The following is a 12,759-nucleotide window of genomic DNA, read 5'->3' as shown; positions in this document are numbered from 1 at the left end:
GCATGTCCTTGTCTGTCAGTCAGAATATTTGAGGGCGGAAACGAGATCCAGCGTGCGCACCTGCTTCATCACCATCCAGCCCGAAATGGCGGCAGCGATGACGATGATCAGGGTGGCATAGCCATAGGTCCAGGGCGCTGTCACTTCGGGCACGCGGAAAAGCTCGCTGCTCATTTTGGCGGCCAGCATGCCGGCAAGCTGCCGCCCCATGAAACCGCCAAGCGGCAGCGCCAGAAAGATGAGGATACCAAGCTCGCCGAGCAGCACCAGATTGACATCCGCCCGGCTGAAGCCGAGGACGCGCAAGGTGGCGATCTCACGAACCCGTTCGGCAAAGGAAATCCGCGCGCTTGAAAACACCACGCCGAAGGCGATGAGGCTCGCGAAAGCGGTGTTAAAGAGGTTCATCGTGTTCAGGTTTTCGTCCATCATGGCGCGCATCACGGCATAGGCATTGGCGTTGGAAGTGACTGCCGCCACCTTCGGTGCCTTCTTGAGCGCGGCGTAAAGATCATCCATTCGGGCGGGGTCGACTTCCAGATGTACGCCCGAAACACGCGGGCCGAGCCCGGTGAGAGCGGCAAGCTCATTGTGGTCGATAAGCGCCGAGAGGCCGATGTAGGTGGTGAAAATGTGGACAACCGGCAGGTCCACCCGTTTGCGCGCACCCGTGCGAAACTCCACATGGATCGTATCGCCCACGCCCACCTGCAGTCGTTCGGACAGGCTTGCTGATATAGCAAGGCCGTGGGGTGGCACCGGCACGGCTTCGCCCGCTTCGTTTTCCATCAGGCTGAGTTTCGTATCCGGCCATCGCCCGGTCAGCGACAGGGCCCGTTCATAGGTGCCGGCCTTGAGGATCGCGGGGGCGGCATAGAAGGGCTCCACCCGTTGCACGCCGGGCAGGGCTGCCATTTCATGCACGATGCCCTCGCCCTGGTCCTCGATGAAGCCGACGGTCACATCCTGCCGGTTCAGCGACTGGAACTGCAGCTGCATCATGAAATTGACGCCGTCGAACATCGAATGCGCAGCGACCATGATGGTCATGCCAAGCGCAATACCGAGGCAGGTAAGCGCCGACCGCACCGGCCAGCGCACCAGATGCCGCAGGATGAGCCGCAGCCCCTGATCGAGCCTGGCGAACAAGGGGCTATCGAGCCGGAGGTGGCTATAGTCCGTCGGGGCGGGCGGCGACATGGCGACCGCGGGGCGGAGCGCGATCACCCGGCGCATGGCGATGAAAACACCGACGGTGGCGGCCAGAAAGGCGAGCCCCAGCCCCTGCAGGTAAACGGGCAGGCCGGCGGTGAATTCAAGCGACGGGAACTGGTAATAGGCCCGGTAAATCTCGGCGAGCCCCCCGCCCATTCGGGTGCCGACGATGAAGCCGGCCGCCACCCCCAGCGCGACCATGGCGTAAGCAAAGATCAGATAGTGGCGGGCGATGGCGGCATCGGTGTAGCCGAAAGCCTTCATGAGCCCGATCTGGCCGCGTTCCTGATCGGTGATGCGTGAGACGACGATATTGAGGAGATAGGCAGCCACCCCCATGAAGATGGGCGGGATGATGCCACCCGTGACATTCAGTTGCTGGAACTCGCTTTCGATAAACTGGTTCGAAAGCTGGGTATCGCGGCCGTAGGTGTTGCCACCGCCATAGGGTAACAGCAGCCGGTCTGCCGCCGCTTTCACATCGGCCTCCATCGCACCGGGCATAAGGCGGAAGAGAATTTCGTTATAGGCGCCTTCCATCTTGAAGGCGCGCGAGACCGCCCGTTCGGGCATCCAGAAAACCGCGAAGCGGCGCGGGTCGGGGATCAGCTCACCCGGCGGGATCGCATAGATAAACTCGGCCGAAAGGGCGGTGCCGGTGATACGGAAGCGCTTCTTGGCGCCGTAAAGCACCGCCTCGATCGTGTCGCCGGGTTTCAGCCCGTGGGCTTCGGCGAACTCGTCGGCGATCACCAGATCGTCGGTGTGGGCGTCCGGCAAGTGGCCGCCGGTGAGATGCAGGCGGTTGATGAAGGGCTGGCGGCCTTCGGGCAGGGAAATCACCCGCGCCTTCACCGGCGCCGTTTCGCCCGGCATATCAAGGATCGCGGCGGCGGCGATGCGCGGCTCGGCGCGGGCGACACCCGGGTGGCGTGCCAGCGTTTCGACGATGCCGCCGGGGATGCGCACAGCGGGCGCCCAGAGATGCGCCATCATCGCCTCGGCATAATAGGTGTCGCGCGTGATGAAGAGCGAATTGACCACCCCGTTCATCATCACATGCACCGCGGTGCCGGCAGTGACGACAAGTGAAACGGCCAGTACCTGCAGGCGCATGGAGCCGAGCATGCGGATCAGCTTCAGGGTCAGCGGTCGGGGCTTCAGGCCAAGGCGGGCAAGGAGCGCGATCATAGGGTTATCTCCGCCGTTGTCAGCGGATTATCGTTCCTCACGTCCTCTTCCACCTGTCCGTCGCGGAAGCGGATCACCCGGTCGGCGATCGGAGCAATGCCCTGATGGTGGGTGACCATGATGACGGTTGCCTGCTCGCGCCGGGCGACATCGACCAGCACTTCCAGCACCCGGCGGCTGGTGGCACTGTCGAGCGCACCCGTCGGCTCGTCGCACAGCAGCACCTTCGGCCGCTTGGCGATGGCGCGGGCGATGGCGACGCGTTGCTGCTCGCCCCCTGAAAGCTCCGACGGGAAATGCTTGCCGCGTTTGGCAAGCCCCACAGCCTCAAGGGCCTCGCTGACCGGCATGGGGTCGGCCGCGATCTCGGTGACGAGCCGGACATTCTCGTCCGCCGTCAGCCCCGGCATCAGGTTATAGCTCTGGAAGATGAAACCCACGCTGTCGCGCCGCCAGCGGGTCAGGTCCCTGTCGTCGAATTTCGTGATATCGGCGCCGTGGAAGCGCACATGGCCCGCGCTTGGCGCATCGAGCCCGCCAAGGATATTGAGAAAGGTGGATTTGCCGCTGCCCGAGGGGCCAAGAAGCACAACAAGTTCGCCGTCACCGATGGTGAGGTCGATCCCCCGGAGGGCGGCAACGGCAGCTTCGCCTTCGCCGTAAATCTTGGTCAGTCCCCCGATTTCGAAACAGGGGGCCCGTTCCCGGCGTGTCATCATTGCGTCCCCGGCGACCTTCGATTGCAAATCTATCTTATGGGCAGCACGGCATTATTGCCAAGCGCGGCGGATTGACGCGGCCTTCGGACGCTTTGGGTGTATCCTGTTGTTTTGCAAAAAGTCATTCCATCGCCCGTTTTGCCCTGCTAAGCTCTTGGGGAAGCCCTGAAAAATTTTGCAAACAATGACGGGCCCGTTGCGAGGACAGAATGACGACGAAGGTGAAGCCGGAAGACGGTGAGGATGGTGCGCTGAACAAGCTCGAGGATCTGGCGGAACTCGCCGGGGTCTCGATCTCCACCGTTTCACGCGCGCTTGCCGGCAGTTCGCTCGTTAGCGAACGGACACGGAGCCGTATTCTCGCCATTGCCGAAGCCAACAATTATGTCGGCCGCACCCGCCAGCGGATCGAAGTCGCTGAACCCGCCAAGACAATCTCGATCGTGGTGCCGCCGCCGCAGGGGCGCGACAGCCGCCTGTCGGAACCGTTCCTGCTGGACTTGATCGGCGGGATCGGCGACGCGCTCCGGGAACGTGACTGCGATCTCCTGATTTCGCACCTGATGCCAACCGACGTGGAGGCAGTGACCGCGCTTGTTTCGGGCGGACGGACGGACGGTCTGATTTTCCTCGGCCAAAGCACGCTGCACCGGCAGCTCAACGCGCTCGCTGCCACCGACACGCCCTTCGTGGTGTGGGGGGCGCATATGCAGGATCAGGCCTATTGTTCAGTCGGGTCCGATAACCGGCAGGGCGGCTACCGTGCCACCAATCACCTGATCCGCCTTGGCCGATCGCGGATCGCCTTTCTGGGTGATACCGATGCCCCTGAATCCGCGCTTCGCTTCGAAGGCTACAAGGCGGCGCTTGCCGACGTCGGCATCAAACTGCGGCCCGAACTGGTGCGGCCTGCCCACTTCTTCCCCGAATCGGCGATGGAAGCGGTGGAGGTGCTACTCGAGGAAAATACCGCGCTTGATGGCATCGTGGCGGCGTCCGACATGATCGCCATGGGCGCCATTCGCGGCCTTGTCCGCAACGGCATCCAGGTGCCGAAGGATGTGTCCGTCGTCGGCTATGACGATATCCATGTGGCTGCTTATTCAAGCCCGGCGCTGACCACGATCAAACAGGACGTGGCGAAGGCCGGGCGGCTGCTCGTCTCCAAAATCCTGCGCCGTGTGGCAGGGGACCGTGTCCGCTCCGCCCTCCTGCCCACCGAACTGATCGTCCGCGAATCCTGCGGGGCTTGATTCTCCATCCGTCATGCCGGGCTTGACCCGGCATCCAGTTTCGGCTGTTGCAGGCGTGGACCCCGGATCAAGTCCGGGGTGATATCACAGTTTTGAAATCCAGCCGCTGAACGGCCCCATGGCGCCGGTTGCCGGGTCGCAGTTGCCGCTGGTTTGCAGCACGTTCCCGGTCTCGCCTTCAAAGCGCACATCCCCGTTCGACAGGTTGAAAACGCAGAGGAGCGTTTCGCCGTCCGCTTCCCGTGTGAAGGCAAGGATCGGCTCAGGCGTGTCAAGGAAGTGGTGGCCGCCGACGCGCAGGGCAGGATGGCTCCGACGCAGGGAGAGGAGGGCCTTGGTGAAGGCGAGCGTCGAAGTGGGGTCCTTCGTCTGCACATCGGCGGCAAGGGCAATATGGCGCGGGTCGAGCGGCAGCCACGGATCGCAGCTCCAGCCGCCGAACGGTGTGTCGGCCTTCCACGGCATCGGCGTGCGGGTGCCGTCGCGGCCAAGCGTTTTCGGCCAGTTGGCGAGCGCTTCCGGGTCCTGCAGCCGGTTGAAGGGCACGTCGGCCTGCGGCAAGCCGAGCTCCTCCCCCTGATAAAGGAAGATGGTGCCGCGAAGGCTGAGGAGCAGCATGTTCATGGTGCGGGCGAAGGTGCCGGGATCAGCTTCCTTGCCCCAGCGCCCGAGCGTGCGGGGCCGGTCATGGTTCGAGAAGGTCCACGAGGGCCAGGCGTCGGTCGCAGCGTCCCAGTCAGAAAGCGCCTTGCGGATGACACCGGCTGAAAGCTCGGGCGATTCGAGGAAGATGAAGCTATAGGCGGTCGAAAGGCGGTTGTTGCCTTTCGTATAGTCGCTCATTTCCTCGATGGCGCGGCGGCCGCCGATTTCGGCCACTGTGAACCGGTCGCCACCGTAGCTGTCCAGAAGCGCCCGGTAGCGCTCAATGAACGGCAGGATGTCGGGGTGCGACTGGTTATAGCATTGTTCCTGGAAGTTGAAGGTGTAGGTCTCGCGCGTGGCCGCACCGGAGTAGGGCGGGTTATCGCGCAGTTCCGGATCATGCATATAGAAGTTGGTGGCATCCAGTCGGAAGCCATCCACGCCGCGATCGAGCCAGAAGCGCGCGGTGGCAAGCACGGCTTCCTGCACTTCGGGGTTATGCAGGTTCAGGTCCGGCTGCGAAGACAGGAAATTGTGGAGATAATATTGCCGCCGCCCGGCGTCCCACGTCCAGGCGGGGCCGGCGAATACCGACAGCCAGTTGGTGGGCGGGGTGCCATCGGCCTTGGCGTCTGCCCACACATACCAGTCGGCCTTCGGGTTATCGCGCGAAGACCGGCTTTCCTTGAACCATTCGCATTCGGCGGACGTGTGGGAATAGACCTGATCGATGATCACCTTCAGCCCCAGCGTGTGGGCGCGGGCCAGCAGTTCATCAAAATCGGCAAGCGTGCCGAAGATCGGGTCGACATCGCAGTAATCGGCGACATCGTAGCCGAAATCCTTCATCGGCGACTTGAAGAAAGGCGAGATCCAGACGCCGTCCACGCCAAGTGCTGCCACATGATCGAGATGGGCGGTGATGCCCTTCAGGTCCCCGATGCCGTCGCCGTTGCTGTCGGCGAAGCTGCGCGGATAGATCTGGTAGATCACCGCACCTTTCCACCAGACAATGTCGGGTGCGGCGTCAGCAGCGGGATGGGTGCGGGCGGGTGCGGTCATGATCAGTTCGTCCGGCGGTAAAGAATGTAGGAAAGGGGCGCGAGGCGAAGCGTGCCGTCGGGGCTGAGTTCAGCCATGCCACTTGAAAGAACCGGGGTAAGCCCGTCGGGGTTGGCAACCGCCAGAACGGCACTTGCTTCCTCGGTGCTTGTATTGATCGCCGCGACCAGCTCGCTGCCTGATGCCAGATCTGTGCGGTCGAAGGCGAAGATACCGGGTGTGTCCCCGGCGGCGACCGTCCGCTGGTTGCCCCGCATCAGGGCAGGCTCGGCCTTGCGGACGGCAGCGAGCGCCGCAATCTGGCGGTAGAGCGGATGGTCGGGGTTGAAATTATCCTCGGCGGTGGTCGCATCCGAGCCGATCAGCACATTGTCGTTGTAGCTGTCGACCTGGCTCGGGAACATATTCTCGCGGGCAGCCTGATCGCCACCATCGCCGGTGAAGCCCTGCTCGTCGCCATAATAGATGACGGGCACGCCGCGGGCGAAGAAGAGAAGTGCGTTCGCAAGCTCCGCCCGCTTCAGCAGTTGGGCTGGGTCAGCATCAGGGTGTGCCTGCCGCAGGAAGAAGCCGAAGCGGCCCATGTCATGGTTCCCGAGGAAGGTGGGCAGGAAGGTCGCTGACTTGCCGGCGGCGCCTGTGTATTCGATGTCGCCATCGAAAAGGTCGGCAAGCGCCTGAGTGGGGGCGAAACCGGCCTTCGGAGTGGCTTCCGACTGGAAGCCCGTGGAGAAAATGGCCTGCTGGTTCCCGGCATCGGGGATGCCGACGATGGTTTTCTGGATCGTCCACTGCAGCGCGAAATCAAGCACGGCGGGCAGCTTCGCCACATTGGTGAAATGGCTGAGCTGCTTTGGCGTGAATTCATAGACTTCGCCGAACATATAGAAGTTCGGCAGGCCTTCGGCCTTGGCGTGCTCGATGATTGCGGGCGCGAAGCTCTGCCAGAATTCATCATTCACATGGCGCGCGGTATCGATGCGGAAGCCATCGATGCGGAACTCGCTGATCCACCATTTGTAGATATCAGCCATTTTCGCGGCGACTTCGGGATTGTCGGTATCCAGATCATCAAGCCCGGCGAAATCGCCATAGAGGCTGCTTTCGCCCTTGAAGGTCGAATTGCCCTGATTGTGATAATAGCGCGTGTCATTCAGCCATTCGGGCTTTTTGATCCCGGCTTCGGCTGCCGGCACGTAAGCTGTATATTTGGGCTCGCCGAGCGGGCGGTACGGGCAGTCGGCCTGTTCGGGCATCACTTTGCCGGTATCAGGCCCTGCGCATTCCAGATACTTGATCACGTCCGCCGTGTGGTTGGTGATGATGTCGAAAATCACCTTGATGCCGCGCGCGTGCGCCGCCGCCACCAGCGCCTTCAGGTCGTCATTGGTGCCGAAATGCGGATCGATCTGGGTGAAATCGGTGATCCAGTAGCCGTGATATCCCGCCGACTGGTCACCCGGGTTGCCCTGCACCGGCTTGTTCTTGAAGATCGGTGTCATCCAGATCGCGGTCGCACCAAGCCCTTCGATATAATCAAGCTTCTCGGTGATCCCCTTGATGTCGCCGCCGTGGAAATAGCCCTTGTGGGTGGGGTCGAAGCCATGGTCGGCAATGTCGCCAGCGATCCCGCCGCGATCATTCGCCGGGTCGCCGTTCGCGAAGCGGTCAGGCAGCACGAAATAGATCACTTCATCCGTTGCCGGACGGTCCGCCGGGCTTGAAACCTTGGCGGCCTCAGTTGCCTCGGGAGGTGCCTGCCCGGTCGATTGTTCCGGGCTGCAGGCCGCGAGAAGGGCAGCGAGCGATACGCCCGCAAAGGCACCCTTGAGAAACTTCTGACTATTCATTCGGCAACCCCCTTACCGGAACGAGATGACAATGACGGTGGCAATAGCGGTGAGCGCGAGTGCGTGCAGGCGGTAATTCTGCCACCAGGGCAGCGCCTTCAGCGCTTCGGTCTCGGCGCGGTAGCCGGCAACCGTCCATACATAATTTTCGACGTCGGAGACTTCCGAGCCGCGCTTCAGGCTGCTGGCCGTCACGAGCACAAGGCACGAGAAGGCGAAGAGGATCGGCGCCATATAGAGGAAGTGCAGGTGGAAGGTGCCGGTGACCTCAATGAGCACGAAGCAGATGGCACCGGCCAATGTGCCGAGGCTGAGCGTGGCAATCGCACCCGTCGCATTCGCGCCGCGCCAGAAGCTGCCGATGATGAAGAGCGCCACGGTCGGCGTCACAGCATAGGTCAGGATCTTCTGCAGATATTTGAAAAGCGAATCGAACTTGCCGATCTGCGGCGCCCAGAGGATGGCGGCGAGCAGGATGCAAAGCGTGACAAGGCGGCCGACGGCGACCATGCGGTCAGCCTTCAGTTCCGGCCAGCGCGGTTTGATGAAATCCATGGTCACGAGCGTCGCGGCAGAGTTCACGGTCGAGGTCACCTGGCTCATGATCGCGGCAAGGAAGCCTGCAAGCACGAGGCCCAGAAGGCCGGTGGGCAAGAGGTGCGTCAGGAGTGTCGGGAACACGAGGTCGGCGCGTTCGAGTTCCGGGAACAGGATGATCGCGGCCGTACCCGGCAGTACCATCAGGAACAGCACCGGCAGCTTCAGGAGGCCACCGAACAGCGCCCCCCAGCGGCCATGTTCAATCGATTTGGCCGATAGCACGCGCTGCACCATGAACTGGTTGTTGCACCAGACATAGAAGCCAAGGAGCGGCGCCCCGAGTAGGAGGCCGAGCCACGGCATGCCCGGATCATCAAGCGGGCGGATGAGGCTGAGTTTCGTTTCCGGCACAGCAGCGGTGATCGCATCCCATCCGCCGACCGTATTATAGGCGATGACAGAAATGACGGTGCAGCCGATCAGCAGGATGATCGCCTGCACCGAATCGGTATACATCACGGCGGCGAGACCCCCGGCGATGGTGTAGGCGCCGGCAAAGGTGGCGAGGCCGGTGATCGTCACCCACATCGGCGTGTCGGGGAAGAAAAGCTTCAGCATCAGCCCGCCGGCATAGAGCGTGGCGGCCGTGTCGATCACAATGGTGAGGAACAGGGTGAGTACCGAGAAATAGACCCGCGCCCGCTTGTCGTAGCGACGTTCCAGATATTCGGGCATCGTGAAGACGCGGGAGCGCAGCACGAAGGGCAGTACGAAGATCGCGAAGAAGGCGAGAATGACAGCGGCAAGCCACTCGTAGTTATAGACCGAGATGCCGGTGGCGTAGGCGTCGCCCGCCAGCCCGACGAGCGTGGTGCCTGAAATGTTGGATGCAAAAAGTGACAGGCCGATGATCGGCCATGTCGATTTGCGGCCAGCAAGGAAATAGTCCTCGGCCGAATGGGACCGCTTGGCGAACCAGATGCCGAGAAGGAAAATGGCGCTGAAATAGATGCCGATGATCGAATAATCGAGACTGCCGAGCATGGCACTGGCGGATGACACCATCGATTCACTCCCCTGGCCGCGCTGTGGCGGTCCAGCCCCTTGTTGCAAGCATCGCCCGGAGCGGCTTGCTGTTTCTATGGTTTTGCAAAATTACCAATCGTTTTTGCAAAACGTTTCAACCAATGCCTGGTCGATCTTGTGGCGCATTATGGATCAGGACTCATATGGTAAATCAACAAAAAACTTAGAATTCAGCCATTTTTTGTGCATTGCGGCAAAATTGGTCTAATCTTTTGTGCAATGCAAACTTTTGCAAAGACTGTAACAAATTTCAAAAATCAGCTTGTATTTTGCAATATGTTGGATAATTTTTGCAAACGGCCGAACGTTGGCAGAGCAGACCGGAAGGGGGTGTGCGCTGTCTTTCGCTGCCCCTCAAATCGGGTGGAACGGTTCGGCACGGGAGGGAAAAAAGTGCATTCTTCGGAGAGGGTCATGGAAACGACTAGGAAGGATTTCCGCATTCGGCTGCTGGCCGGTGTGGCGACCGGTGCCGCGCTTGCTTTTGCGGTGACGGGTGGTGTTTCGGCGCAGGATCAGGGCGCCGATGAAAATGAACTGGACGAGATCGTCGTCACGGGTATCCGTGCCTCGATCCTGTCGTCGGTTGAAAAGAAGCGCGCGTCGAGCTCGCTTGTTGAAGCCATTTCGGCGGAAGATATCGGCAAGCTGCCCGATGCCTCGATCGCCGAATCGATCGCGCGCCTGCCGGGCCTTGCCGCCCAGCGCCTTGACGGCCGCGCCAACGTGATCTCGATCCGTGGCCTCGCCCCCGATTTCACCACCACGACGCTGAATGGTCGCGAACAGGTTTCGGCCAATAACAACCGCGCCGTGGAATATGACCAGTATCCGTCGGAACTGATCAACGGCGTTGTCATCTACAAGACCCCCGACGCGAGCCTCACCAGTCAGGCAGTCGGCGGTACCGTCGACCTGCAGACCATCAAGCCGCTCGCTTATGGCAAGCAGGCACTTGTGGTGAACGCCCGCGCTGAATATGCCGATCTCGGCGCCCTCAACTCGGGCACCTCGGCCTGGGGTTATCGCGGCAGCGTTTCCTATGTCGACCAGTTCGCGGACGACACCATCGGTCTCGCACTCGGCTATGCCCGCATGCTGTCGCCGACGCAGGAAGAACGCTGGAACGCCTGGGGCTTCCCGAGTGACAACCCGAATGCCGACGGCAATCTCGTCATCGGTGGCGCCAAGCCCTATGTGAAATCGAACGAACTGACCCGCGACGGCTTCCTCGGCGTGCTCGAATATGCACCGCATGACAGCGCCTTCAGCACCACGATCGACGCTTACTATTCGAAATTCGATGACGAGCAGACCCTGCGCGGCATCGAAATTCCGCTGTCCTGGTCGGGCGCGCAACTGCAGGACGGCTGGACGGCAGACAACGGCCTCATCACCGAAGGCCAGTTCAATGGTGCCGAGGTTGTGGTTCGTAACGACTTCGTGGACCGCAAGGCCAAGACCCTGGCCCTCGGCTGGAACACGCAGTATGAGCTGAGCGAAACCTGGCACCTTGAAGCCGACCTCAGCTATTCGAGCGTTGATCGCAGCGAGCGCAACACCGAGATTTACGCCGGTACCGGTCGTGGGTCGGGCAATGGTGCTGTCGACAATATCGGCTTCACCATCACGCCGGATGGCAGCGCCATCTTCACCCATGACCTTGATTATTCCGACCCGAACCTCATCCGGCTCGGCGGTCCGCTTTCGTGGGGTCAGGGCCTCGTGGATGCTGGTGCCTATCCTTCGGCTGACGCACAGGATGGTTTCATCAACGCGCCTGAAACTGATGACGAGCTGTGGGCGGTGCGCCTGAGCGCTGAACAGACGATCGACAACGGCTTCCTGTCGTCGATCGAATATGGCGCGCGTTACTCGAAGCGCACCAAGAGCCTCGACGACAATGGATATTACCTGACGCTGAAGCAATATCCGGCGGATGTTGCGATCCCGTCCGAGCTGCTGCTGGACCCGACTTCGCTTGAGTTCATCGGCATGGGCAACATGATCGCGTTCGATGCCCGGGCACTTTACGAGTCGGGTGCCTATAACGAGACGGATGCGTCCGAGAGCGAACTTTCGCGTTCCACCAACAGCTGGCTTGTCGAAGAGAAAGTCTCGAACTTCTATGTTCAGGCCAATATCGACACGATGCTCGGCGAGCTGCCGGTCACCGGTAACGTCGGCGTGCAGGCTGTGCATACAGACCAGATGTCGACCGGTTCGGCAGTTCGTGTCGTCGCTGAAAACGGTGTGAATGTTGTCCAGCTCATCGATGTCACCGACGGCATCAAATACTGGGACTTCCTGCCCAGCATGAACCTTGCTTTCAACCTCAATGACGACAACAAGATCCGCGTTGGCGTCGCGCAGGTTCTGGCCCGTGCCCGCATGGACCAGATGAATGCCGGTTTCGAACTTGGCTACGACCAGACGACCCGTATCGTGCGTGGTAAGGGCGGCAACCCGCGCCTTGAGCCGTTCAAGACCTGGCAGTTTGATCTGGCCTATGAAACCTACTTCGGTGAAGGCGGCTATGCCTCGGTGGCGGGCTTCTACAAGAAGGTTCAGAGCTTCCCGTTCACGACCTTTGAAGAGTATGACTTCACCGACATTCTCGCGAATGCCGGGATCGACGACGCAGCCTCGAACACCGGCCTCATCGAGCGTCCGGGCAATATCGACGGCGGCAAGATCTACGGTGTCGAGCTTTCGATGAGCGTGCCTTTCTCGATGTTCTCGGAAGCGCTTGACGGCTTCGGGGTGCTCGGCTCGGCGAGCTTCACCAAGAGTTCGATCCGCGAGACGCCGGACAGCGACCCGATCAAGATGCCGGGCCTTTCGAAGACCGTGCTCAATGGCACCATCTATTACGAAAAGCATGGCTTCCAGGCCCGCGCCAGCCTGCGTCACCGTTCGAGCTTCCTTGGCGAGGTTTCGACCCTCAGCCTCGCGCGCGCCCTTGTGGACGTGAAGCCTGAAACCATCGTTGACGCCCAGCTTGGCTATGATCTGTCGGAAGTAGGTATCGAGGGCCTGTCGCTGCTGTTCCAGGTGAACAACCTGACGAATGAGCCCTTCATTTCCTACTATAACAACGACCCCCGGCAGGTTCGCGACTTCCAGAACTATGGCCGCACCTTCCTCTTCGGTCTGACCTACAAGATGTAAGGCCTGGGAAGCGTGCTTCTCTAAAAA

7 protein-coding genes are annotated in these 12,759 nt (G+C 61.2%); 2 read left to right on the top strand and 5 right to left on the bottom strand.

All coding sequences use genetic code 11. The features are described 5' to 3' along the window. Window positions 1-15: 15 nt before the first annotated feature. Window positions 16-2,406, bottom strand: coding sequence for an ABC transporter permease (locus OU694_RS09410; RefSeq protein ID WP_308910748.1), 2,391 nt, complete (start codon window positions 2,404-2,406; stop codon window positions 16-18). Next, window positions 2,403-3,125 (bottom strand): ABC transporter ATP-binding protein, encoded by a 723-nt coding sequence (locus tag OU694_RS09405; protein WP_308910747.1) that lies wholly within the window; start codon window positions 3,123-3,125, stop codon window positions 2,403-2,405. The genes OU694_RS09410 and OU694_RS09405 overlap by 4 nt, the downstream gene beginning before the upstream one ends. A 209-nt stretch (window positions 3,126-3,334) precedes the next feature. On the opposite strand from OU694_RS09405, the gene OU694_RS09400 reads away from it, so the two are divergent. Further along, complete coding sequence (locus OU694_RS09400; protein ID WP_308910746.1) at window positions 3,335-4,378, top strand: LacI family DNA-binding transcriptional regulator; 1,044 nt, start codon at window positions 3,335-3,337, stop codon at window positions 4,376-4,378. Between the two features lie 84 nt (window positions 4,379-4,462). Here OU694_RS09400 and OU694_RS09395 read toward each other — a convergent pair whose 3' ends face one another. Genes OU694_RS09395 through OU694_RS09385 form a run of 3 tightly spaced genes read right to left on the bottom strand, consistent with a single transcriptional unit; the run spans window position 4,463 to window position 9,540 of the window. After that, entirely contained in the window at window positions 4,463-6,085 is a 1,623-nt protein-coding gene (locus tag OU694_RS09395; protein WP_308910745.1) for an alpha-glucosidase, read from the bottom strand. A 2-nt stretch (window positions 6,086-6,087) separates the two neighbouring features. Further along, window positions 6,088-7,935: an alpha-amylase family glycosyl hydrolase gene (locus OU694_RS09390; protein ID WP_308910744.1), complete on the bottom strand. Its 1,848-nt coding sequence runs from the start codon at window positions 7,933-7,935 to the stop codon at window positions 6,088-6,090. A 12-nt stretch (window positions 7,936-7,947) separates the two neighbouring features. Further along, window positions 7,948-9,540, bottom strand: a complete 1,593-nt coding sequence (locus OU694_RS09385) for a sodium:solute symporter (protein WP_308910743.1) — start codon at window positions 9,538-9,540, stop codon at window positions 7,948-7,950. A gap of 435 nt (window positions 9,541-9,975) precedes the next feature. Here OU694_RS09385 and OU694_RS09380 point away from each other — a divergent pair, with 435 nt between their 5' ends. Next, the gene (locus tag OU694_RS09380; protein ID WP_308910742.1) at window positions 9,976-12,732 is read left to right on the top strand and encodes a TonB-dependent receptor; all 2,757 of its coding nucleotides are present in this window, start codon (window positions 9,976-9,978) and stop codon (window positions 12,730-12,732) included. Window positions 12,733-12,759 lie beyond the last annotated feature (27 nt).

The organism is Pseudokordiimonas caeni (assembly GCF_026719705.1).
Classification (GTDB): Bacteria; Pseudomonadota; Alphaproteobacteria; order Sphingomonadales; family Kordiimonadaceae; genus Gimibacter; species Gimibacter caeni.
The sequence above is the reverse complement of the archived record's forward strand: the minus strand, read 5'-3'. Positions and strand labels throughout refer to the sequence as shown.

Bases quoted from the DNA above. Each gene is read 5' to 3' on its own strand.
- OU694_RS09390 (WP_308910744.1), bottom strand. From the start codon at position 7,935: ATGAATAGTCAGAAGTTTCTCAAGGGTGCCTTTGCGGGCGTATCGCTC.
- OU694_RS09385 (WP_308910743.1), bottom strand. From the start codon at position 9,540: ATGGTGTCATCCGCCAGTGCCATGCTCGGCAGTCTCGATTATTCGATC.
- OU694_RS09400 (WP_308910746.1), top strand. From the start codon at position 3,335: ATGACGACGAAGGTGAAGCCGGAAGACGGTGAGGATGGTGCGCTGAAC.
- OU694_RS09410 (WP_308910748.1), bottom strand. From the start codon at position 2,406: ATGATCGCGCTCCTTGCCCGCCTTGGCCTGAAGCCCCGACCGCTGACC.
- OU694_RS09395 (WP_308910745.1), bottom strand. From the start codon at position 6,085: ATGACCGCACCCGCCCGCACCCATCCCGCTGCTGACGCCGCACCCGAC.
- OU694_RS09405 (WP_308910747.1), bottom strand. From the start codon at position 3,125: ATGATGACACGCCGGGAACGGGCCCCCTGTTTCGAAATCGGGGGACTG.
- OU694_RS09380 (WP_308910742.1), top strand. From the start codon at position 9,976: ATGGAAACGACTAGGAAGGATTTCCGCATTCGGCTGCTGGCCGGTGTG.